Below are 22,279 nucleotides of genomic sequence, written 5' to 3'. Positions count from 1 at the left end.
CGCGCGATTGCCATGGGCGGCGTCCCGGCCGATGATGCTCATAACGGATCGAAGCATCGAAAGGGAGAGAAATGCGCGGACGTCGTGTGCTGATGGAATCGTTCGTGTCGCACGGCGTGCGTCATATCTTCGGCAATCCCGGAACGACGGAAACCCCGCTGCTCGACAGCCTGCCGGCATTTCCGCAACTCGAATACATCATGGCGCTGCATGAAGGCGTCGCGGTCAGTGCTGCCAGCTTCTATGCGCAGGCCTCGGGCCGCGTCACCGTCGCCAATCTGCACGTTGCCCCCGGCCTCGGCAATGGCATCGGTTCGCTCTACGGCGCGCTGAAAGCCAATTCGCCCGTTGTCGTCACCGCCGGTCAGCAGGACACGCGGATGCGGCTCAGGAATCCGGTTCTCGGCCACGACCTCGTGGCGATGGCGGCCCCCGTGACCAAGTGGAGCGTGCAGATCGAGCGCGCCGACGAGATTGCCCCGATCATGCGTCGCGCGTTCAAGGTCGCGACCGACGGCCCTCCGGGTCCGGTGTTCGTCGCACTGCCGATCGACGTTCTGGAACAGGAGACCGCCGTCGATGCTTCGGCGCCGGACAATCTGTGGCGATCGACCCGACCCGACCCGGCTGGCGTGGAAGCGCTGGCCACGCTGCTTCTCAAGTCGAAGAAGCCGGCCATCATCGCCGGCGACGACGTGGCGAGATCGGGCGGCGAACAGGCGCTGGTGGCCCTGGTGGAAACGATTGGGGCCACCGTGTGGTTCGAAGGGCTGCGGCATCACGCGCCCTTCCCGACCAGCCATCCGAGCTACCGCCAGTCGCTCCCCGCCGACGCCCGGCAGGTCCGCAAGGCGCTCGGCGATACCGATCTTGTGCTGCTGATCGGCGGCCCCTTCTTTGAGGACATCTGGTTTGCGCCTGGCGGCCACATGGCCGACGGCGTACCCTTGCTGCAGATCGAAGCGTCCGCCGAACGTCTCGCGCTCAACAACCGGCTCGATGCCGGCATCGTCGGCGACATCGCCGTCAGCCTCCGTTCCTTGACGGAAGCCCTGCACGCAAAAGCGGGCGCGGACTTCAGGCAAGCCGCACAAAGCCGCAATGCCGCGTTGGCCGAATTGCAGGCGAGCGAAAAAGAAGCCTATCGTGCACGCGTCGAAAAAAGCTGGAACCGCCAGCCGAGCTCGATGCCGCGCGTCACCGCGGAGCTTCGCCGCGGGCTGCCGGACAATGTCGTCATCGTCGATGAAAGCATCACGGCCAGCCTCGACCTCGCCCGCGCCTTCGACTATCGCGGCTTCGGCGATTATTTCGGCGGTCGCGGTGGCGGCATCGGCCAGGGCCTTGCCGGCGCGATCGGCGTCAAGGTGGCCATGCCGGACCGGCCCGTGGTCGCCGTCTCCGGCGACGGCTCGGCGATGTATGCGATCCAGTCGCTGTGGACGGCTGCGCACCACAAACTCGCGATCGTGTTCGTGGTGCTTGCCAACCACGAATATCGCATCCTCAAACACAATGTGGATGTCTGGCGCCAGAATTTCGAAGCCGGCACCCAGCATCCCTATCAGAACATGGATATCACCGGTCCCGTGCTCGACTTCGTGCACCTCGCAGCCGGCATGGGCGTCGAGGCCGTCAGGGTCGAGAAGGCCGAAGACATTGCCGGCGCGGTTGCAAAGGCGGTTGCGGCAGGTCGGCCGTATCTCGTCGAAATTGCCATCGAGGGCAAACGCTAGGCACACGGCGACTTCACTCGCCGAGCTTTCGGGATGGCCCTAACGACGCCCGCCCCTCCCGCTTGACAAGTTTGCGCTTGTAAATGTTATGGCCGTTCATCTCTGAAAGGATCGCCGTGGCCAGCACCCTATTCGACAGCGTCCTCTATCGCGACGTGTTCTCCACGCCGGCCATGCGGGCGGCATTCTCAGACGAAGCCGTTCTGAAGGCCTATGTGCAGGCAGAGGTCGCGCTCGCCGTGGCCCAGGGCGAAACCGGAATCATCCCGCAAGAGGCAGCGCAGGCGATCGCCCAAAAGGCGCCGACGATCGTGCTCGATACCGCGCAGTTGAAGCGCGACACCGAGAATGTCGGCTATCCCATCGTCGGCCTGGTGCGGCAGCTATCCGAGCAGCTCGGCGAAGCCGGCCGCTACGTGCATTGGGGCGCGACCACCCAGGACATCATGGACACCGCGACGGTGCTGCAATTGCGCGAAGCGGTCGTTCTGATCGAGACCCAGCTCGTCGAGGTGATCGTCACCCTCGCCGGTCTCGCCCGCCTGCATCGCGATACGCCGATGGCCGGGCGAACCCATCTGCAGCAGGCGCTGCCGATCACATTCGGGCACAAGGTGGCGATCTGGCTCTCGGCGCTGCAGCGCTCGGCCGAGCGGCTCCAACAGGCCAAGCCTCGCGCGCTCCAGGCACAGCTCGGCGGCGCGGTCGGCACGCTGGCGTCGCTCGGCGACCACGGCCTGGATGTGCGCGCCGCCTATGCGCGTGCGCTTGGTCTCGTCGAGCCCGACATCACCTGGCATGTCGCCCGCGACGGGCTGGTTGAAATGGTCCAGACGCTGGCCGTGATCTGCGGCGCGCTCGGCAAGATCGGCTACGACGTCATGATCCTGATGGCCAACGAGATCGGAGAGGTGTTCGAGCCGTTCTCCTCGCATCGCGGCGCATCCTCGACCATGCCGCAGAAGCGCAATCCGATCTCGTCGGAAATTCTGCTGGCCAACGCAAAGATCTCGCGCGACGCCGCCTCGCTGATGCTCGACGCCATGGTTCAGGATCTCGAGCGCGCCACCGGCCCGTGGCATGCCGAATGGATGGCGCTGCCGCAGGTCTGTCTGCTGACCGCGGGCTCGCTGGCGCAGGCGCAATTCATGCTCGCCGGCCTGATCGTCGATCCCGCGGCGATGAAGCGAAACCTTGACTCCACGCGCGGGCTGATCGTCGCCGAAGCCGTCATGATGGGGCTGGCGCCCGTGCTCGGCCGCCAGCCGGCGCATGATGAAGTCTACGCCGCCTGCCGCGATGCGTTTACCCATAGCGAGCCGCTGCTGGATGCATTGTTGCGGCGGCCGACCATTGCTTCCGCCCTGCCCCGCGACCGGCTCGCTGCGTTGTGCGAACCGGCGAACTATCTCGGAACAGCGGGAGCGATGGTCGACCGCGTCCTCGCCCGTCATAGCAAGTGAAAACGCGGCATCCCGGCGTTGACATGGCGGGCCGCCCGGCCTTAATTATTCAAACGGGGAAAGCGATCTCCCCGCGAGGCGACATGCCCAAGAATCGCGTCCACCTTCACAAGGACGCAACATGTCTTCCTATAACACCATCTCATCCGACAAACTCTCCCGTCTGATTGGCACCGCCAGGGCGCCGACCCTGATCGATGTGCGCATCGATGAAGATTTCGCCGCCGACCCGCGCCTGATCCCCGGCGCCATGCGGCGCTCCTACCTTGATGTGCAGGAATGGGCGCCACAGCTTGCCGGACAGTCGCCGGTCGTCGTCATCTGCCAGAAAGGGAAGAAGCTCAGTGAAGGCGCCGCGGCGTGGCTGCGCCAGTCCGGCATTGCCGCCGAAGCGCTCGAAGGTGGACATCTCGGCTGGACCGAGACGCAGAGGCCGGCCGTTCCCGCCGACAAGATCCCCAGGCGTGACGGCCGTGGCCGCACCGTCTGGGTGACGCGTGCACGGCCCAAGATTGACCGCATCGCCTGCCCCTGGCTGATTCGCCGCTTCATCGATCCCGCGGCGGTCTTTCTCTTCGTTGCGCCCTCGGAAGTGGAGGCCGTGGCCGACCGCTTCGGTGCCACCCCGTTCGATATCGAGAACGTGTTCTGGAGCCATCGCGGAGAACTCTGTACCTTCGATGTGATGATCCAGGAATTCGGCCTCTCGGCCCCGCCACTAGAAAGGCTGGCGACGATGGTTCGCGCGGCCGATACGGCGCGGCTCGACCTTTCGCCGGAGGCACCCGGGCTGCTCGCCGCCTCACTCGGTCTTTCGCGCATGTTTGACGACGACCTAGAACAACTCAGCGCCGGAATGCTGCTCTATGATGCGTTCTATCGCTGGTGCCGGGACGCTACGGGCGAGACGCACAACTGGCCGACCAGCAAGGGGAGGTGAAGCCATGACCGACCTCACCGCGAATACAAAGCCCAAGCCGGAAATGTACACGCACGGCGTTTCCTTCAACGAGGCATTTATCGTCTGGCTCCGCGTCGCGATCCTCAGCTTCGGCGGGCCGGCCGGGCAGATTGCCGTGATGCACCGGATCATCGTCGAGGAGAAAAAGTGGATTTCGGAGGGCCGCTTCCTGCATGCGCTGAACTACTGCATGCTGTTACCTGGGCCCGAGGCACAGCAGCTTGCGACCTATATCGGCTGGTTGCTGCATCGCACCGCCGGCGGTCTGATGGCGGGCGGGCTCTTTGTCCTGCCCGGCGTCATCGCCATCATGGCGCTCAGCTACGTCTACGCGGCCTACGGCAATGTCGGCTTCATCGAGGCGCTGTTCTTCGGCCTGAAGGCCGCCGTGCTTGCCATCGTCGTTCAAGCGGTGGTGCGGGTCGGCAAGCGCGCGCTGCGCAACTGGGTCATGATTTCGATCGCGGCCGCGGCTTTCGTGGGGATATTCTTCTTTGCCGTACCGTTCCCGGTCATCATCATCGCCGCCGGCATCATCGGCTTTGCCGGAGCGAGGATCGGCCGGTCGGAATTCGCCGCCATCGGGCACGGCGGCAGCGCAAACGCCGCCGTCATCGACAGCATGCTCGGAGATGCGATGCCCGAACATGTGAAGCCCAACTCCGCCCGGACGTTGCGTGTGACCGTGGTCTGGCTGGCGCTGTGGCTCGTGCCGGTTGCCGGGCTCCTGATCGGTCTCGGACCGAACCATGTCTTCAGCCAGATCGCCATCTTCTTCAGCAAGATGGCGATGGTGACGTTCGGCGGCGCCTATGCGGTTCTGGCCTACGTCGCGCAGCAGGCGGCGGACTATTACCACTGGGTAACGCCGCGCGAGATGCTGGACGGGCTGGGCATGGCGGAGACGACGCCGGGCCCCCTGATCATGGTGGTTCAGTTCGTGGGGTTCATGGCTGCGTTTCGTGATGCGAGCGGGCTGCCGCCAATGCTGGCTGCGACGCTTGGCGGATTGCTCGCCACCTGGGTGACATTCGCACCGTGCTTCCTGTGGATCTTCGCCGGCGCGCCCTACATCGAGACGATGCGCGGCAACAAGGCGCTTGCCGGGGCATTGTCGGCGATCACGGCGGCGGTGGTCGGCGTGATCCTCAATTTGTCGATATGGTTCGCGCTGCACACGCTGTTCCGGCAAACCTTTGAGGTGAGACGCTTTGGCTTCGCCTTCGACGCGCCGGTCCTGTCGAGTGTCGACACACCGGCGCTATTCCTGGCCATCGCAGCCGCCATCGCCGTGTTCCGTTTCAAGGTGGGCATGCTGGCGGTGCTCGCGGCGTCCTGTGTCGCGGGCATCGCGTTGCGCCTGACCGGCGTTATTTGAAATCGGGTGCCGTTTCCTCGGGCCCCGCTTAAGGCGCTACGATGCCTCGTCCTGAAGCTTGGGACGGACGAAGAAGGCAGGCGACGCGTCAACGGCCGGGTTGGCGCCGGTCACAAGCTGGCGCGACATGGCGAGAATGGCATTCGCCGTCTCTTCCGGCTGCAGCGTTGGATGCAAATGCGTACCGTGCAGGTTTACGACCGACCAGCCGCGCCGTTGCGCCTCCGCGATGGCGTGATCGTAGATTGCTGAAGTCTGGATGAAGCCGGCGGGGATATGATCCCAATCGGCGAGTTCGATCGCCTCGTCGAACCAGCCGATGTGCATGCGCGGAAGTCCATCTTCAAACCGCGCGAACGCTGCGGCATCGCGCGCCATCACGTCGATCCCGACGAGCGACGCGCGCCCCTTGTCGGCCGCAAACCATTCGGACCAAATCGGAAGCATGCCGTCGGCGGCGGCGAGGCCCTTGATGAAATCGTGCAGGGCCGGCCTGACCGGGAACGCTGCGCCTTTCGGCGGAGGCACGTCGCCATCCACGATGATGACCGCCCGCGCAGGCAGCCTGGTCGCCAGATCGGCAACCAGCGCGCTCGCCGAACTATGACCCACCACGATCGGATCGGGATCCCGGCTCACCTGCTCCAGAAGTCGAGAATTCCAGGCGCCCCAGGAAGGCGGCGAAGGATGATGGGCCAATACGTCCGGCACCTGGACATGGCATCCCGCCGCCCGCAAGGCGCCGGCCGCAGGCTCCCAGCTTGACGCCCGGACCAGCGGTCCCGCCACGAGAATGAAATTGAAGGATACCAATTCCCAATCCAGCGAAGAGCGTCATAGACCCGTTGATGGCCGGCGGCGCTAGCCGCCGTTGCCGTTCTCGCCATTCTCCCCGTCGTCGCCGATATGCTCGACCGACACCACGTGCTCGTCCTCGGCGGTATCGAACACGATGACACCTTGCGTCGAGCGGCCGGCGATGCGGATGTCCTCGACCGGGCAGCGGATCAACTGGCCCTTGTCGGTGACCAGCATGATCTGGTCGGCGTGCTCGACGGGGAACGAGGCCACCAGCTTGCCGTTGCGGTTGTTGACGCTCATCGCAACGATGCCTTTGCCGCCGCGGCCGGTGGTACGATACTCGTAGGACGAGGTACGCTTGCCGTAGCCGTTGACGGAGACGGTGAGCACCACCTGCTCCTGCGCTGACATTTCCGCATAGCGTTCCTGGGAAAGCTGCAGCGAGCCCGTCGTCTCCTCGCCGTCGGCATCCGCGGGTTCTTCCGCGGCCACCTCGCCGGCGACGGCGCGGCGCATCTTGAAGTAGGCCGACCGTTCGTCCGAGGTCGCCTCGACATGGCGCAGAATCGCCAGCGAGATCAGCGTGTCGTTCTCGGCGAGCGCGATGCCGCGCACGCCCATCGAGGTGCGGCCGGTGAAGACGCGCACGTCGGTGACGGGGAAGCGGATGCACTGGCCGCCGGCCGCCGTCAGCAGCACGTCGTCGCGCTCGGTACATATCTGGACGTCGACGATCGCCTCGCCCTCCCCGAGCTTCATGGCGATGATGCCGGAGCGGCGGACATCGACGAAGTCGGACAGCTTGTTACGGCGGACGGTGCCGCCGGTGGTGGCGAACATCACGTCCAGATTGCCCCAGGAGGATTCGTCCTCCGGCAGCGGCATGATCGTGGTGATGCGTTCGCCCTGCTCCAGCGGCAGGATGTTGATCAGCGCCTTGCCGCGCGCGTTCGGCGCCGCCACCGGCAGCCGCCAGACCTTTTCCTTGTAGACCTGGCCGCGCGAGGAGAAGAACAGCACCGGCGTATGCGTCGAAGCCACGAACAGGCGGGAGACAAAATCCTCATCGCGCGTCTGCATGCCGGCGCGGCCCTTGCCGCCACGCCGCTGCGCACGATAGGTCGACAGCGGCACGCGCTTGACGTAGCCGGCGTGCGAAACCGTGACCACCATGTCCTCGCGCTGGATCAGGTCCTCGTCCTCGACCTCGCCTTCCTGCTCCATGATGATCGTCTTGCGCGGGGTGGCGAACTTGGTCTTCACCTCGGCCAGTTCGGCCTTGACGATCGCCTGCACGCGCGCGCGCGACCGCAAAATCTCGAGATAGTCGGCGATTTCCACGGCGAGCTTGTCGAGTTCTTCGGAAATCTCCTCGCGGCCGAGGGCGGTCAATCGTGCCAAACGCAACTCGAGAATGGCCTTGGCCTGCTCCAGCGACAGCCGCGCCGTGCCGTCGGGCGACATGCGGTGGCGCGGGTCGTCGATCAGCGTAATCATCGCCTCGACATCGCGTGCCGGCCAGTCGCGCGACATCAACGTGTCACGCGCCGTGTTCGGGTCCGGCGAGGTGCGGATCACGCGAATGATCTCATCGATATTGGCGACCGCAATCGCAAGGCCGACCAAAATATGCGCGCGATCACGGGCCTTGTTGAGCAGGAATTTGGTGCGACGCGTGATCACCTGCTCGCGGAACGCGACGAACAGCGTCAGCAGGTCTTTCAGGTTCATCGTCTGCGGACGACCCTGATCCAGCGCCAGCATATTGGCCGGGAAATTACTCTGCAGCGGCGTGAAACGGTACAGCTGATTGAGCACGACGTCCGCCACCGCTTCGCGCTTCAGCTCGATCACCACGCGAAAGCCGTCGCGGTCGGATTCATCGCGCAGATCGGAGATGCCCTCGATCTTCTTTTCGCGCACCAGTTCGGCGATGCGCTCGACCATCGTGGCCTTGTTCACCTGGTAGGGAATTTCGGAGATGATGATCGCTTCGCGATCCTTGCGGATGGTGTCAATCGTCACCTTGCCGCGCATCACGATCGAGCCGCGGCCGAGATGGTAGGCCGAGCGGATGCCCTGACGTCCGAGGATGATGCCGCCGGTCGGAAAATCCGGTCCGGGGATGATGTTGATAAGGTCGTCAATGGCGAGTGCGGGGTCGTCGATCAGCGCCACGCAGGCGTCGATGACCTCGCCGAGGTTATGCGGCGGGATGTTGGTCGCCATGCCGACCGCGATGCCGCCGGCGCCGTTGACCAGCAGGTTCGGGAATTTCGCCGGCAGAACCGACGGCTCGCTTTCGGAGTTGTCGTAGTTCGGCTGGAAATCGACGGTGTCCTTGTCGATATCGCCGAGAACTTCCAGCGCCGATCGGGTCAGGCGCGCTTCGGTATATCGATAGGCTGCGGGTGGATCGCCGTCGACCGAGCCGAAATTACCCTGGCCGTCGACCAGCGGCACGCGCATGGAGAAATCCTGCGCCATCCGGACCATCGCGTCGTAGATCGACTGGTCGCCGTGCGGATGGTATTTACCGATCACGTCACCGACGACGCGGGCGGATTTGACGTACTTCTTGTCCGGCGTGTGCCCCTGCTCATACATCGAATACAGGATGCGGCGATGGACGGGCTTAAGCCCGTCGCGCGCATCCGGCAGCGCCCGCGCGACGATCACGCTCATGGCGTAATCGAGATAGGAGCGCTTCATCTCGTCGAGGATGGAAACGGGACGAATGTCGGAAGGCTGCTCCGGCGGCTCGCCGGGCTTGTTATCTTCAGGGTCAGACAAAGGGGAATCCGGTCAGTTCTCAGCTGAGAATCATATAGCGCATCGGGGGTGCAAAAACCACCCCGAAGCGGTCCGGAGGGGCGGTTTTTCTGCCCGATTTTTCATGGACTTAACAGGAGCACCGGGGTGTCCCGGAAGAGCTTTCTTGCAAGCCTGTAAGCGGATTCCGGAACGCCGTTTCCAGCCTCCCTTACGGGCCGAAAACCACCGCATGCATGACCCGCCCCGGCAGGAAGGTGAACAGGCCGGCGACGACGAGCGCACCGAAGAAGATCGAGGCCATCGCCTTCTTGTGCGCGCTGACATTGTGCCTGCGGGCGTGCAGGACGGCGAGCACCAGCATGACGGGCGCGAAGATCGAGAGCAGGTGGATCGGGCTGAACGGCCCGACCAGGCGGATCTCATGGATCCAGAACGAGCTGATCGCGACGGCAAACATCAGCAGCACCCAGATCCAGCCGATGGTCCGGTGCGGCAGCGTCCCCTTGGGCGCCGCGAACTGCACGATACCCAGCACGAATGCCGCGATGGCCGCGAAGGCATGCAGCGGGATCGTCCCGGAGGCCCCCAGCAGCGGCGCGAGGCTCATGGCAGCACTCTATTTCCAGTTGATCTCAAGGCTGGAAGCAACTTGAGGAAAATACCTCATGCAACTATCAATAACATAACGGCGGAGCAATATCGGCCGGCGCGGCGCGGATCATCCCTCCAGCTGGGACTATGCTTGCGGCCCTTACCGATATGTGTCTGACATCGCAGCTCGCCGCCTCATTCGGGTGACAAAGTGACCAACGTCCTTTTTGTCTGCAGTGCCAATCGCCTCCGCAGTCCTACAGCTGAACAAGTTTTTTCGACTTGGCCGGACATCGAAACCGACTCGGCCGGCATATCTAACGGCGCGGACGTGCTGTTGTCGGCCGAACAGGTCGAGTGGGCCGACATCATCTTCGTCATGGAGAAGACCCACCGCAACAAGCTGAACCGGAAGTTCCGTTCCAGCCTGAAGGGCAAACGGGTCATCTGCCTCGACATTCCCGACGACTATGAATTCATGGATCCGGCGCTTGTCCGGATCCTCGAAACCAGGGTCGGCCGCTTACTGCCTCCAACCGCGCCACCTTCTGCGAGACGTTAGAACGGGATATCGTCGTCCATGTCGCTGTTGCGACCGCCGCCGGCAGCCACTGCCCGCCGCGGTGCGGAGCTGGCTGCGCTACCGGAGCCGAAATCGCCGGAATCATCGGAGCCAAAGCCGCCGCCACCACTACCGCTACCGCCGCTACGGCCGTCGAGCATGGTCAGGGTCGAGTTAAATCCCTGCAGCACGACTTCGGTCGAGTATTTCTCAACGCCGCTCTGGTCGGTCCATTTGCGGGTCTGCAGCGCGCCCTCGATGTAAACCTTGGCGCCCTTCTTCAGATACTGTTCGGCGACCTTGCAGAGCCCCTCGTTGAAGATCACGACGCGGTGCCACTCGGTCTTTTCCTTGCGCTCGCCGGTGTTCTTATCGCGCCAGGTTTCTGAGGTGGCGACGGTCAGATTGGCGATCGGCCGCCCGTCCTGTGTCCGCCGGATCTCAGGATCCTTGCCGAGGTTGCCGATCAGAATCACCTTGTTTACGCTTCCCGCCATCGCCGCTCTCCACTCGATATTGCCGGCAAAAATCACTGGTTCGGCCACTTCTTGCGGCCGCCTTCAATTCTTCACCTGTCGCTGATCCGCTTGCTGCGCCCGTTTCCAGACATCCGGGGCGACCCTATACACGCGCAAGCCCCGCCGACTTAGCGATCCCTCCGCAAGTCAACGGTTATCCACATATAGCATCTTCTCCGCCAATGTTCCAGCTTTGTTCCGCCGGCGGCCTGGCATCTCAAGGGGACTGGTATCGACGACACATACGGGTTCATGGACCGACGTGACGCGAAAGGCCGGCATCATATTCCGGCCTTTTGTTTGGTTGTACCGCATCGCGCCTGCCACCCGCATCGGTTGCATCTTACCTACATTTGCCGCGGATGTGGTTTTCCAGTGACAGCATTTTGCGGCGGTATCGGGCTATACAACCGAGCAACCTGAAATTGACTGCTCCGGTAGTTGCGTGGGACATGCCGAAAGGAAAAAACGTGAAGAAGATTTTGTTGACGACGACCGCCCTGCTCGCGCTGGGTATCGCACCTGCCGCCGCCGCTGACCTGGCCGCCCGGCCCTACACCAAGGCACCTGTCGCTGTCGCGATGTATAACTGGAGCGGATTTTACGCTGGCGTTAACGGCGGCTGGGGATCGAGCCGCAACACTTGGGATGAAACCTTTGCCGCCCCCTTTATCCCGCTAGGCAGCCATGACGCAACCGGCGGCACCGTCGGTGGTCAGATCGGTTACCGCTGGCAGGCTGCGTCGTGGGTGTTCGGCGTGGAAGCGCAGGGCAACTGGGCAGACTTCCACGGTAGCAATGCGATCGCAGCTCTTCCGGCGCTGACCAACGATACGCGTATCGATGCCTTCGGCCTGTTCACGGGTCAGGTGGGCTATGCCGCCAACAACGTTCTGTTCTACATCAAGGGCGGTGCCGCTGTGACCTCCAACCGCTACCGCATGCTAGTAACTGGCGTCGGCACCTCACTCGCCAGCGTCGATGAAACCCGTTGGGGTGCCGCCGTCGGCGCAGGCCTGGAGTACGGCTTCGCCCCGAACTGGTCAGCTGGCATCGAATACAATCACCTGTTCATGCAGGATAAGACCTATGACTTCAACACCGCTGGCTTCCTCCTAGCGCGGAACCGCATTCGCCAAGACGTCGATGTCGTTACCGCTCGTATCAACTACAGGTTCGGCGCGTACTAATCTCCACTAGTTCCTAAGATCGAGAAAAGGCCGGCCTCGTGCCGGCCTTTTTATGTAAGCCACGACCGATGCGCCAATTGGCAATCCTCTCCGTTTCCGACACGATTTACTTTGCGCTGTTCCCGTTCGGCTGACGATTGCTGCCAAACGCTGATTGCCCAAAACAATCCGTTGATGATTCGCAATCGGCACTGGAAATCCCCCTCCGTTCTTCCTACGTTCCGGCTTTCAGTCATCGGCGCCTGACCCCGGCTTGCCGGCCCGGTCATTCGCGCCCAACGTGGCGCGCTTCCGCGCGCCTGGAATGCCGACATGGATGAAGTGCTCAGGGCGAAGCGCCAGAACAACGCCGGCTCGGCATCGCGTGCGATAACCATCCGCGGCGCGCGCGAGCACAATCTGAAGAACATCGATGTCGAGATACCGCGCGACAAGCTCGCCGTGTTCACCGGCCTCTCCGGCTCCGGAAAGTCCTCGCTCGCGTTCGACACGATCTATGCCGAAGGCCAGCGCCGCTACGTCGAATCGCTCTCGGCCTATGCGCGCCAGTTCCTGGAGATGATGCAGAAGCCCGACGTCGACCAGATCGACGGACTCTCTCCGGCGATCTCGATCGAGCAGAAGACGACGTCGAAGAACCCGCGCTCCACCGTCGGCACCGTCACCGAGATCTACGATTACATGCGCCTGTTGTGGGCGCGCGTCGGCGTGCCCTATTCGCCCGCCACGGGATTGCCGATCGAAAGCCAGATCGTCTCGCAGATGGTCGATCGCGTGCTGGCGCTGCCGGAAGGCACCCGGCTCTATCTGCTGGCGCCGGTCGTGCGCGGCCGCAAGGGCGAGTACAAGAAGGAACTCGCCGAATGGCTCAAGAAGGGCTTTCAGCGCGTCAAGGTCGACGGCACCTTCTATGAGCTGTCGGAAGCGCCCGTTCTCGACAAGAAATTCCCGCACGACATCGACGTGGTGGTCGACCGAATCGTGGTCCGCCCCGATATCGGCCAGCGCCTTGCCGAGAGTTTCGAGACGGCGCTGAAGCTGGCCGAGGGGCTGGCCGTGATCGAATACGCCGACGCGCCGGCGGGCACGACGGAGGAAAAGAAACCCGAGAAGAAATCCGACAAGAAGACCGCCAAGATCCACGACAAGAGCGGGCCGGAACGGATTCTATTCTCGGAAAAGTTCGCCTGCCCGGTTTCCGGATTCACCATTCCCGAAATCGAGCCGCGGCTGTTCTCGTTCAACAACCCCTATGGCGCCTGCCCGGCCTGCGGCGGCCTCGGCGTCGAGCAGCATATCGACGAGGACCTCGTCATCCCGGACAAGGAGGCGACCTTGCGCAAGGGCGCGATCGCCCCCTGGGCCAAGTCCTCTTCGCCCTATTACATCCAGACGCTGACCGCGCTCGGAAAATTCTACAAGTTTACGCTCGACACCAAGTGGAAGGACCTGCCGAAGAAAACGCAGGCCGCGCTGCTGCACGGCTCCGGCCACGACGAGATCAAGTTCTCCTACGAGGACGGCGTCCGCTCCTACGACACCAAGAAACCGTTCGAGGGCGTCATCACCAACCTCGAGCGCCGCTACCGCGAGACCGAGAGCGAATGGGCACGCGAGGAACTGGCAAAGTATTTTTCGGACATCCCCTGCGCGGCCTGCAACGGCCACCGCCTCAAGCCGGAGGCGCTTTGCGTCAAGATCGGCGGCAAGCATATCGGCGAAGTCTCGGAAATGTCGGTACTGCGCGCCGGCGAATGGTTCGAAACCGTGCCGAAGGCGCTCAGCGCGCAGCAGAACGAGATCGCCACCCGCGTACTGAAAGAGATACGCGAGCGGCTGTCGTTCCTGCTCGATGTCGGCCTGAACTATCTCACGCTCGCGCGCGCCTCCGGCACGCTGTCGGGCGGCGAAAGCCAGCGCATCCGCCTCGCCTCGCAGATCGGCTCCGGCCTGACCGGCGTGCTCTACGTGCTGGACGAGCCCTCGATCGGCCTGCACCAGCGCGACAATGCGCGGCTATTGGAAACGCTGAAGCGGCTGCGCGACCTCGGCAATACCGTGATCGTGGTCGAGCATGACGAGGACGCGATCCGGCTCGCCGACTTTGTGCTCGATATCGGTCCCGGCGCCGGCACCCATGGCGGCCACATCGTGGCGCAGGGCACGCCCGCCGAGATCATGAAGAACCCGAAATCGCTGACCGGAAAGTATCTCACCGGCGAACTGTCGGTGGCGATCCCCGAGCGCCGGCCGCCGAACCACCGCCGCACCATCAAGGTCATCAACGCCCGCGGCAACAATCTGAAAAACGTCTCGGCGGAGATTCCGCTCGGGCTGTTCACCTGCGTCACCGGCGTCTCCGGCGGCGGGAAGTCGACGCTCCTGATCGACACGCTCTACCGCGCCATCGCCCGCAAGCTGAACAACGCCAGCGAAGGCGCCGCCCCGCACGACCGCATCGAAGGGCTGGAGCATATCGACAAGATCATCGACATCGACCAGTCGCCGATCGGACGCACCCCGCGCTCCAACCCCGCGACTTATACCGGCGCCTTCACGCCGATCCGCGAATGGTTCGCCGGCCTCCCCGAGGCGAAAGCGCGCGGCTACGAGCCCGGCCGCTTTTCCTTCAACGTCAAGGGCGGCCGCTGCGAGGCCTGCCAGGGCGACGGCGTCATCAAGATCGAGATGCACTTCCTGCCCGACGTCTACGTCACCTGCGACACCTGCAAGGGCAAGCGTTACAACCGCGAAACGCTCGAAGTCCTGTTCAAGGGCAAGAGCATCGCCGACGTCCTCGACATGACGGTGGAAGAAGCCGCCGAGTTCTTCAAGGCCGTGCCGCGCGTCCGCGAAACGTTCAAGACCTTGCATCGTGTGGGTCTCGATTACATCCACGTCGGCCAGCAGGCCACCACGCTCTCCGGCGGCGAAGCCCAGCGCGTCAAGCTCGCGAAGGAGCTGTCAAAGCGCGCCACCGGGCGCACGCTCTATATCCTCGATGAGCCGACCACCGGCCTGCACTTCCACGACGTCGCAAAACTCCTCGAAGTGCTGCATGAGCTGGTCTCACAGGGCAACACGGTGGTCGTGATCGAGCATAACCTCGAAGTCATCAAGACCGCCGACTGGGTGATCGACCTCGGCCCAGAAGGCGGCGACGGCGGCGGCGAAATCGTCGCCTGGGGTCCGCCGGAGGATATCGTGAAAGCGCCGAGGAGTTACACCGGGAAGTTTCTGGCCCCGGTGCTGAAGAAGGCGGATGGCAAGCCGAGGAAGAGCGGCACGGCGAGCGAGGCGGCGGAGTAACTAACTCGTAGTCACAGCCCAGCAATCGTTACGGCATTCTTGGTCCTTTGAGCGAGAACTCACCTTTTTATTAGTCTTTAGATTAGCGGGAATGCCTCATTCCGGAATGTATCTTCCAGCAGATCCACGCGGAAAGCCAAGTATCGACTGTCAATTTGCCTTAGGTCGATACGCACTTTGCGCCTCCTACCTGCGATTCTGAACAAGAAGCGAGACAACTTTTAATAACCGTCATTGACGTCCCCCAACCTAAGCGTCACTCTTAGGCGCATTACAGTTGGGGTATTCTCTATGTCGCATTTTACCGGTAAGCCAATATTCGAATTAGCGGTTTCGAAGTCAAAAGAGTTTTTGAAAGGTCGAGTTGACGATTTCAACAGCACGTCTCTTGAACGGAAACGTGCCGAAATGAAGAAAAAAATGTCTGACGATGAGTTGGAGCGAATCAAACTTGATCCTCCAGAAACCGCCGGCGCAGATGTTAGCGTATCAAATTCTGAAGCATCAAGCACGCTGCAGTCACATCTTCAAAGCGTAGAACGGTGGTCAACAAAAGTTGGTTTTGCTGATCTTCGAGGTACAAAGACACTCAGCGACATCTACATACAACTGGATACGTACCTCACCCCATCTCGACTTCATCTGGATTCGGTCGAGCGCGAACAAACTATCCCACTAGAAAATGCAATCTTCGAAGAGAATGACCATTGCATAGTTCTTGGCCAGCCAGGGGCTGGCAAGACAACTTCTATGAAGCGCCTCTGTATGCGTCTACTATCCAATCAGCAGATGGAAAAATACGCATTTCCTTTATTGATAAAGTTCAGAGACTTGCCGCCGAGTACACACAACGACGGCGTAATACTCAATGAACTAAAAGCGATAATTCCGCTTAAATTTCGCTTCACTGGCCCTCTGGAAGAAAAAGAGACCGAGCTGACGAAAAGCTTCAAGGATCGGTCGTTTCTGATCTTCTTAAATGCTCTGAAGCCACTCATCATTTTGGAAGGCTTTGATGAGTATCCTAACAATTCTGCCATGGTCGAAATCGCAAATGAAATACGAAAACTGACTTCGGCGCTGACTTCATCAAAGGTCGTGGTAACTTGCCGCACTGGAGAATTCAACTACAGCTTGGATAATTCGCGAACGTTTGAGATCGCAAACCTCAAGAGAGAACAAATCGAAATGTTTGCTAGCCGCTGGATCGGCAATGAGGTGGATAAGAATCGCTTCGTATCTGACTTGTACAGCAGCCCTTTCGCTGATACCGCCATAAAACCGCTGTCGCTGGCCCACCTCTGCGCAATTTATGAGCGAATCGGTCAGATACCGGATAGACCTAAAACCGTTTATAGGAAAATCGTTGGCTTGCTGTTGGAGGAGTGGGATCAGCAACGCTCCATAAGACGCCAGTCGAAATACGCGAAGTTTGAGGCAGACCGAAAGTTTGAGTTTTTAAGTCATTTAGCTTTTTATCTCACGACCCAGACCAGACGTTCAGTATTTTCACAAGCTGATTTCTTTGGCGCTTATGAGCAGATCCACACCAATTTTGGGCTTGATGAATCTGAAACTAAATTAGTCGTTGCGGAAATTGAAAGCCACACCGGCTTGTTTTTACAAAGCGCGTACGAGCAGTATGAATTTGCACACAAATCGATCCAAGAATATTTAACGGCGGAATATATAGTTAAGCTGCCTTCGATTCCGAGACGTCCAGCCATACTACAGAGTTTGGGCGCGGAGTTGGCAATTGCTGTGGCCATCTCGTCCAATCCAAGTTCGTACATCTCCGACCTAGTTTTGAATGTGCTTTCAAGAAACGACCTGCCTCCGCAATTCTACGATGCCTTCGTCAACAGACTCGTGCTGGAGAAGCCTGATTTCTATCAAGACACAACAGTCATCTTGTCTTTTTTTGCTTTGCTCACTCTATGGATCAACATGGGCAAGCATGTCAGCATGAAAAATGCGCAACGGCGGATTACCGTCAGCGATCACAACCAGTACAATAAGTTGCTATCGCTCATTGTCACTAAAAACCCAGCTCACATGATCTCTAAATACTATGATTTTGTGAATCCGGACGGTGATGGGGATATCTATCACGTTAGAAGGAAGGGGTTGATTGATGGCTTCAAACTGCCGACATATCTTTCGATACCAAAATCTCTAGTAGATCAACATCTACCTGATTGGCCATCTCGCTCGGCGGCAAAGCAACAACGTTGAGCGAGGGTTCAGCTACAGACTGGCCTTAAGTTTATCGGCCGCTTCGTAACCTTGCGCAGTAAGTGCAAAAACTTCGCCTTTACTTCCTCGTGCGACCAAGAAGCCTAGTTGATGCAGCTGCTCAATTGCAAATTCCCATTTTGCAAAAAGCCGCCGGTCAGCTCCTTCTCCAAACGTTTTACCATGTGTTTGAATGTGCGCTCCGCCTATATACACTGCTTTTAGAATGGTGCCGCCTTGATCTTGGGCGGCCTCAAGCAAGAGAACACGAGATTCATCTGATAAATTGATGCTTGAGGATCGCTGCTCCAAAGAACTTTTTGTATTATCTTCGTAGATACCATTAGCATCAACGTTTTTCCGCAATTTTTTCAGGTAACTGTGGCCGTTCATCTGAATCTGCAGCTCTCTTCCAAATTTGGATTGAAAGTCTGGAAGATTGTCATAGGTCGAAATAAGACCTTGTTGTTCGCACCAAGCTCGAAATTTGCGTACCGCATCGTACTGTTTGGGATCGATGCTCGCAGGCGCAACTGGTGCGTCGGAAAAGTACACCATTGCCGGCTTGCCCTCGGCAATATGCGTTTTGATTTCTTCAACGGAGCCGCTTTCGGCTTCTCCCGTCGGTGTCCCTAGGCGGGTCCAAAAAATTCCGACGAGCAGATCGCAGTCTTTCAGTATACGCTCGTTGATTAGTTTTTGAGGTCTTCCTCCTAGGTCAGGTGAGGCGTGCGTGTCCCATCCAACAGGCGTAAGAATCGTTTTTGACGAAAGGGAATTAACATAATTCCAGTCAAGGATCGCTTCTCTGGCGGCATTGCGCTCACTCAGGACATCTCCAGGAGATGCAATCATCACCGGAATAACCGTAGCAGAATAAGCCATTCGAATCTCCTCAGTCTATTATCTCCTAGCTTCACGCTCCTCAGTGATCCGCGCCGAGATCATTGAGCGGCAAACTCGTTCGCTTCTCTACCCACTCGATCCAATGCGTTCTCGCTTCTCCATCGACGTAGCAATCCGCTCCAGGAACTGATTCATGCGGCGGGTTTCTTCGACCTGCTGCGCGTAAAGCTCGATCAGCGTCGTCCCGGACGAGCTACGCGCCTGCATTCCATTTCGACGTGAAAACCAGAACCATGCCACGATGAGCACCAGAAATGGCACCCACGCGACCACCAGGCCCATCCAGTCTTTCATAAAAAAATCTCCGATTTTCACTACACATCAGTTCCTAAGCAGGGGTATATAAACACCTCGTTTGCGTCTACTCCACGATCGCCGCATCCACAAACCCCTTCGGGTCCTCGCAGAACTCGCGCATGACCTTGTAGTGGTCGGTGTCCTTGACCTTCACCGGCTCCAGCCCGTGTTTCGTCAGTTGCAGCAGCGTCGCGTTCGGGTAGGCCATCAGCATTGGCGCGTGCGTGGCCATGATGATCTGGCAGTGGCCGATGTCTTCCATTCGCCGCATCAGTTTCAGGAATGCGATCTGGCGCAAGGGCGACAGCGCGGATTCCGGTTCGTCGAAGATGAAGATGCCCTGGCGCTGGCAGCGCTCCTCGAAGAAGCGTAAAAAGCCTTCGCCATGCGAATGCGAGAGGAAGTCCGGCGGCGGGCCTCCTCCCATTGGATATTTCTGGGCCATCTCGTCCAGGTACCGGGCGACCGAGAAAAAACTTTCAGCGCGGAAAAACCAGCCCTTGGTGATTTTGGGCAGCCAGCTCGCCCGCAACGCGCTGGACAATCGGCCTCCCATTTTTTCCAGCGCCCATGAATGGTCGACCGTCATATATCCCTTGCCGCCGCCGGCTTCGTCATAGCCGGCAAGCACAGCGATGCCTTCCAGCAGCGTGGATTTGCCCGTGCCGTTCTCGCCGACGATGATAGTGATGGCCTTATCGAAACGCAGTTCAAAGTCGTCGCGCAGCAACGGCAGGCAGAACGGATAGGCCTCGCGGTCGGTGATCTTCGACGGGTCGAGCCAGATGCGCTTGAGGTAGGGCGCCGGCAGGTTGATCGGCTTGTTTCGTCGTATGGCCATACGCGCGGGTCCGATGGAACAACATGCTATTCTCTGCATATATCCCGATCGTCGCGCAACCCCAGATCGTGCCCCCGCTGCAAGAAGCCCCATGCCTTCCGAGACCTACACCCTCTTCCGCAACGCCATCCTCGGTGAACAGCAGGTCGTCTGCGTCTACGGCGGCCGCGCGCGCGAGCTATGCCCGCACATCATCGGCATCAACAAGCGTGGCGAAGAGGTCGTGCTGGCCTGGCAGTTCGATGGCGGGAGTTCAGGCCCGTTGCCGCAATGGCGCTGCCTCAAGCTGGCGAACGTCAGCAACGCACGCCCGCGCGCGGGCCGCTCGCATGAAGGCGGATCGCATCAGACGATTCAGACATGCGTGAGCGATATCGATCTCGACATCAACGTTCACGTTCGAAAGCGGCCGTGAAGCGCGAACGCTGTTGCGGAATGCCACGCGTGACGTTCGAATGCTCGGACCCGGAACGTTGCGACAATCTGTCCCTCGTTGCGATCGTTGCCACGACATCCATAATTCACTGGCGCCACAAATAGATCGCTTGTCGATTTGCACTCGTAATGCTGCAGATCTGCAGGAGAATCCAAATTCAGCGCGCTGGATCACATCGAGCGAAGACAAATGCCACGCTCTCCACAGATCATGAACGCATTCACGCCACACATCGTCGCACGGCCGTCGAATTAGCAACCTGTCTGCGCCAATGCATGGTCGCGCTTCAGTCCAATTTTTGCCGGCATACCCATCGTATGGTTAACCTGCAAGCAACGTCCTCACACCTGAACGGACGTCGCTTGTAGTCGGCTCATTGGGGGCGCGTTCGCGCCCGCTTCCACAACGATACGTCACCATGTTGGTGCGATCGGTTCGCTATCGAGCCCGTAAGGGGGTTTGTACGAGTGATCAACTTTAGGGGACAGAATATGAAACAACTACTTCTCGCTGGCGTGGCGGCCCTGTCGGTCGCGAGCGCGGCCTCGGCTGCCGACATGCAGGCGCGTCCTTACAAGGCCCCTCCTCCGGCGGCGATGATTTCTCCGGCGTATAACTGGTCCGGCTTCTACATCGGAGCGATGGGCGGCTTCGGCTGGGGCAGCGGTGACAACGAAGGCACCGGTGGTTTCGGTGGCGGCACGGTCGGCTACAACTGGCAGCTTCCCGGCAGCCAGTTCGTGTTCGGTATCGAGGTCGACGCGGCCGGCGCCAGCATCAAGGACAGCTTCACCGAGGATCTCGGCGGCGGCATTTTGCTGACGCAGGAATCCAAGATCAACTCGTTCGGCAGCGTTACCGGCCGCGCCGGCTTCGCCATGGATGCGATGCTGCTCTACGCCAAGGGCGGCTACGCCTGGGCCAACAACAAGGCCACGATTTCGGTGCCGGGTTTGTCGGTTTCGGACAGCCAGACTCACACCGGCTACACCATCGGCGGCGGCCTCGAATACCTGTTCACGCCGAGCTGGTCGGCCAAGGCCGAGTACATGTACACCAGCCTCGGCGGCGAGACCTATAATTTCGGTCAGGGAGCCCTGCTGGATTCCGGCAATCTCGACTTCCACACCATCAAGGTCGGCGTGAACTACCACTTCCGGTAATGAACGCCGTGAACCAGGTGTTCCAGACTGCGTATCAACAATTGTCACCCGCGAAAGCGGGTGACACCCTTCTGCAGAACCAGCAGGCCTTGGCGTGGGCAAAGGCCTTTGTATGGGCCAATTCCAACGGAGTGCGCGAATGCGCGCCGGACAACGGCCTCCCGTCGCCGGCGATCCATGGCGATCTCCTCGATGAGATGGCGGACGCGGCGCCGTAACGCGGCGTCCATGCGTGGTTGCCGATCCTTCAAAAACTTCACACCACCTCAAGCACCAGTTCCATCGTCATCAGCACCGGATTGTCGCCGCGCATCAGCCGGCCTTCCGCGATGCCGCCGAGATAGTCCACCAGCGCGATATCGAGATCCGCCTGCAGCGTGCCGTCGGCGCCGGGCGCGATTCCACCTGACTTGATCGCAAGCTCGGTCGCAAACGGCACCACGGTCCTTCCGTCCGTAAAGTGCGCCCCAATGGTGGAACCGACGCCGCCATGGATTCGCGCGCGCAAAATCCCGTGCTGCCGGCAGAACGTCTCCAGCGCCGCGGCAAAATCCTGATTCGGCCGCAGCCGAATCGCGAAGGCGCGGCGTTCGGCCTTCACATTCGTGCCGACGCGCGCGACCGGACCGAACAGTTTGAAATTGGTTTCCGAATCGGGTTCGGCCGCGAAGACGGCACCGTCGATGCCGAACGCTTCCACCTCAAACGATTCGGCGACGATGCTCTCCTCGGGCAGAATATGGCCGCCGTGTAGATGGCCATCGGTCTCGGTCCACAGGCCGTGGCAGTGGAAAAACGGCGTACCGTCGCGCTCACCCAGCGTCATCGCGCCGCATTTCAGCCGCGTGACTCCGGATGGCCGAAACGTGTCGCTGTAAAACGCCGCATTGGCGCCGGTCTTCGACAGCGCCGGCATCACATAGGCAAACGGCCCCAGAGCCCCTTCCCGCATTCCCAGCACGCCGCCCACAAACCCGGCCTCGGCGAATCCAAGGCGCGCGGCCTCGAGCAACGGCAGGCCGGCGGCGAGCGTGAACGAGAACGCCCGGCCCCGCGCCGCGACCCATTGGATACGTTCGGGTGCGGCCGGCCCGGGCTGCTCAATATTGCGCATCGG

Annotated in this window: 19 protein-coding genes; 11 read left to right on the top strand and 8 right to left on the bottom strand. The window is 60.7% G+C overall.

What is annotated here, in order from left to right; genetic code table 11:
- The first annotated feature begins 71 nt into the window (after positions 1-71).
- From QUH67_RS17325 to chrA, 4 genes are all read left to right on the top strand, one after another.
- Positions 72-1,736, top strand: a complete 1,665-nt coding sequence (locus QUH67_RS17325; protein WP_300947870.1) for a thiamine pyrophosphate-binding protein — start codon at positions 72-74, stop codon at positions 1,734-1,736.
- Positions 1,737-1,852: 116 nt separating this feature from the next.
- Entirely contained in the window at positions 1,853-3,199 is a 1,347-nt protein-coding gene (gene pcaB / locus QUH67_RS17320; RefSeq protein ID WP_300947869.1) for a 3-carboxy-cis,cis-muconate cycloisomerase, read from the top strand.
- 121 nt (positions 3,200-3,320) lie between these two features.
- Positions 3,321-4,139 carry a chromate resistance protein ChrB domain-containing protein gene (locus QUH67_RS17315; protein ID WP_300947868.1) on the top strand — a complete coding sequence of 273 codons (819 nt, stop codon included), beginning with the start codon at positions 3,321-3,323 and terminating at the stop codon, positions 4,137-4,139.
- Between the two features lie 4 nt (positions 4,140-4,143).
- Complete coding sequence (gene chrA / locus QUH67_RS17310; protein WP_300947867.1) at positions 4,144-5,538, top strand: chromate efflux transporter; 1,395 nt, start codon at positions 4,144-4,146, stop codon at positions 5,536-5,538.
- Positions 5,539-5,574: 36 nt separating this feature from the next.
- On the opposite strand, the gene QUH67_RS17305 is transcribed toward chrA, so the two are convergent.
- The 3 genes from QUH67_RS17305 to QUH67_RS17295 all read right to left on the bottom strand — a co-directional run bounded on the left by QUH67_RS17305 (position 5,575) and on the right by QUH67_RS17295 (position 9,721).
- The gene (locus QUH67_RS17305) at positions 5,575-6,351 is read right to left on the bottom strand and encodes an alpha/beta hydrolase (RefSeq protein WP_300947865.1); all 777 of its coding nucleotides are present in this window, start codon (positions 6,349-6,351) and stop codon (positions 5,575-5,577) included.
- Positions 6,352-6,399: 48 nt separating this feature from the next.
- On the bottom strand, positions 6,400-9,132 hold the full coding sequence (gyrA, locus tag QUH67_RS17300) for a DNA gyrase subunit A (protein WP_300947864.1): 2,733 nt from the start codon (positions 9,130-9,132) through the stop codon (positions 6,400-6,402).
- A gap of 190 nt (positions 9,133-9,322) precedes the next feature.
- Positions 9,323-9,721 (bottom strand): DUF2306 domain-containing protein, encoded by a 399-nt coding sequence (locus QUH67_RS17295; protein WP_300947862.1) that lies wholly within the window; start codon positions 9,719-9,721, stop codon positions 9,323-9,325.
- A 195-nt stretch (positions 9,722-9,916) separates the two neighbouring features.
- On the opposite strand from QUH67_RS17295, the gene QUH67_RS17290 reads away from it, so the two are divergent.
- Positions 9,917-10,267 carry a low molecular weight protein tyrosine phosphatase family protein gene (locus tag QUH67_RS17290; protein ID WP_300947861.1) on the top strand — a complete coding sequence of 117 codons (351 nt, stop codon included), beginning with the start codon at positions 9,917-9,919 and terminating at the stop codon, positions 10,265-10,267.
- Here QUH67_RS17290 and QUH67_RS17285 read toward each other — a convergent pair.
- A complete protein-coding gene (locus QUH67_RS17285) occupies positions 10,264-10,764 on the bottom strand; it encodes a single-stranded DNA-binding protein (protein ID WP_300947860.1) in 501 nt (166 codons plus the stop codon). The genes QUH67_RS17290 and QUH67_RS17285 overlap by 4 nt on opposite strands.
- Positions 10,765-11,255: 491 nt before the next feature.
- Here QUH67_RS17285 and QUH67_RS17280 point away from each other — a divergent pair, with 491 nt between their 5' ends.
- The 3 genes from QUH67_RS17280 to QUH67_RS17270 all read left to right on the top strand — a co-directional run bounded on the left by QUH67_RS17280 (position 11,256) and on the right by QUH67_RS17270 (position 17,519).
- Entirely contained in the window at positions 11,256-11,975 is a 720-nt protein-coding gene (locus tag QUH67_RS17280; RefSeq protein WP_300947859.1) for an outer membrane protein, read from the top strand.
- Between the two features lie 312 nt (positions 11,976-12,287).
- On the top strand, positions 12,288-15,284 hold the full coding sequence (gene uvrA / locus QUH67_RS17275) for an excinuclease ABC subunit UvrA (protein ID WP_300947858.1): 2,997 nt from the start codon (positions 12,288-12,290) through the stop codon (positions 15,282-15,284).
- Positions 15,285-15,575: 291 nt separating this feature from the next.
- Positions 15,576-17,519, top strand: a complete 1,944-nt coding sequence (locus tag QUH67_RS17270; protein WP_300947857.1) for an NACHT domain-containing protein — start codon at positions 15,576-15,578, stop codon at positions 17,517-17,519.
- Positions 17,520-17,531: 12 nt separating this feature from the next.
- Here QUH67_RS17270 and QUH67_RS17265 read toward each other — a convergent pair whose 3' ends face one another.
- The 3 genes from QUH67_RS17265 to QUH67_RS17255 all read right to left on the bottom strand — a co-directional run bounded on the left by QUH67_RS17265 (position 17,532) and on the right by QUH67_RS17255 (position 19,563).
- The gene (locus QUH67_RS17265; RefSeq protein ID WP_300947856.1) at positions 17,532-18,404 is read right to left on the bottom strand and encodes a hypothetical protein; all 873 of its coding nucleotides are present in this window, start codon (positions 18,402-18,404) and stop codon (positions 17,532-17,534) included.
- Between the two features lie 87 nt (positions 18,405-18,491).
- Positions 18,492-18,719 carry a hypothetical protein gene (locus QUH67_RS17260; RefSeq protein ID WP_300947855.1) on the bottom strand — a complete coding sequence of 76 codons (228 nt, stop codon included), beginning with the start codon at positions 18,717-18,719 and terminating at the stop codon, positions 18,492-18,494.
- Between the two features lie 67 nt (positions 18,720-18,786).
- Positions 18,787-19,563, bottom strand: coding sequence for an AAA family ATPase (locus tag QUH67_RS17255; protein ID WP_300947854.1), 777 nt, complete (start codon positions 19,561-19,563; stop codon positions 18,787-18,789).
- A gap of 91 nt (positions 19,564-19,654) precedes the next feature.
- On the opposite strand from QUH67_RS17255, the gene QUH67_RS17250 reads away from it, so the two are divergent.
- The 3 genes from QUH67_RS17250 to QUH67_RS17240 all read left to right on the top strand — a co-directional run bounded on the left by QUH67_RS17250 (position 19,655) and on the right by QUH67_RS17240 (position 21,380).
- Positions 19,655-19,978, top strand: a complete 324-nt coding sequence (locus tag QUH67_RS17250) for a hypothetical protein (protein ID WP_300947853.1) — start codon at positions 19,655-19,657, stop codon at positions 19,976-19,978.
- A gap of 512 nt (positions 19,979-20,490) precedes the next feature.
- Entirely contained in the window at positions 20,491-21,162 is a 672-nt protein-coding gene (locus tag QUH67_RS17245) for an outer membrane protein (protein ID WP_300947852.1), read from the top strand.
- 8 nt (positions 21,163-21,170) lie between these two features.
- Positions 21,171-21,380 (top strand): hypothetical protein, encoded by a 210-nt coding sequence (locus tag QUH67_RS17240; protein ID WP_300947851.1) that lies wholly within the window; start codon positions 21,171-21,173, stop codon positions 21,378-21,380.
- Positions 21,381-21,418: 38 nt separating this feature from the next.
- Here the strand turns inward: QUH67_RS17240 and QUH67_RS17235 are convergent, their stop codons facing one another.
- A complete protein-coding gene (locus QUH67_RS17235) occupies positions 21,419-22,276 on the bottom strand; it encodes a PCC domain-containing protein (protein ID WP_300947850.1) in 858 nt (285 codons plus the stop codon).
- Between the last annotated feature and the right edge of the window lie 3 nt (positions 22,277-22,279).

The organism is Bradyrhizobium roseum, assembly GCF_030413175.1.
GTDB lineage: Bacteria > Pseudomonadota > Alphaproteobacteria > Rhizobiales > Xanthobacteraceae > Bradyrhizobium > Bradyrhizobium roseum.
Note: the sequence above shows the minus strand (reverse complement) of the source record. Positions and strands in the feature narration are given on the sequence as shown.

Coding starts and splice junctions, on each gene's coding strand:
- QUH67_RS17270 (WP_300947857.1), top strand. CDS start 15,576: ATGTCGCATTTTACCGGTAAGCCAATATTCGAATTAGCGGTTTCGAAG.
- QUH67_RS17245 (WP_300947852.1), top strand. CDS start 20,491: ATGAAACAACTACTTCTCGCTGGCGTGGCGGCCCTGTCGGTCGCGAGC.
- QUH67_RS17315 (WP_300947868.1), top strand. CDS start 3,321: ATGTCTTCCTATAACACCATCTCATCCGACAAACTCTCCCGTCTGATT.
- QUH67_RS17235 (WP_300947850.1), bottom strand. CDS start 22,276: ATGCGCAATATTGAGCAGCCCGGGCCGGCCGCACCCGAACGTATCCAA.
- QUH67_RS17325 (WP_300947870.1), top strand. CDS start 72: ATGCGCGGACGTCGTGTGCTGATGGAATCGTTCGTGTCGCACGGCGTG.
- QUH67_RS17260 (WP_300947855.1), bottom strand. CDS start 18,719: ATGAAAGACTGGATGGGCCTGGTGGTCGCGTGGGTGCCATTTCTGGTG.
- QUH67_RS17265 (WP_300947856.1), bottom strand. CDS start 18,404: ATGGCTTATTCTGCTACGGTTATTCCGGTGATGATTGCATCTCCTGGA.
- QUH67_RS17285 (WP_300947860.1), bottom strand. CDS start 10,764: ATGGCGGGAAGCGTAAACAAGGTGATTCTGATCGGCAACCTCGGCAAG.
- uvrA (WP_300947858.1), top strand. CDS start 12,288: ATGGATGAAGTGCTCAGGGCGAAGCGCCAGAACAACGCCGGCTCGGCA.
- QUH67_RS17295 (WP_300947862.1), bottom strand. CDS start 9,721: ATGAGCCTCGCGCCGCTGCTGGGGGCCTCCGGGACGATCCCGCTGCAT.
- chrA (WP_300947867.1), top strand. CDS start 4,144: ATGACCGACCTCACCGCGAATACAAAGCCCAAGCCGGAAATGTACACG.
- QUH67_RS17255 (WP_300947854.1), bottom strand. CDS start 19,563: ATGGCCATACGACGAAACAAGCCGATCAACCTGCCGGCGCCCTACCTC.
- QUH67_RS17250 (WP_300947853.1), top strand. CDS start 19,655: ATGCCTTCCGAGACCTACACCCTCTTCCGCAACGCCATCCTCGGTGAA.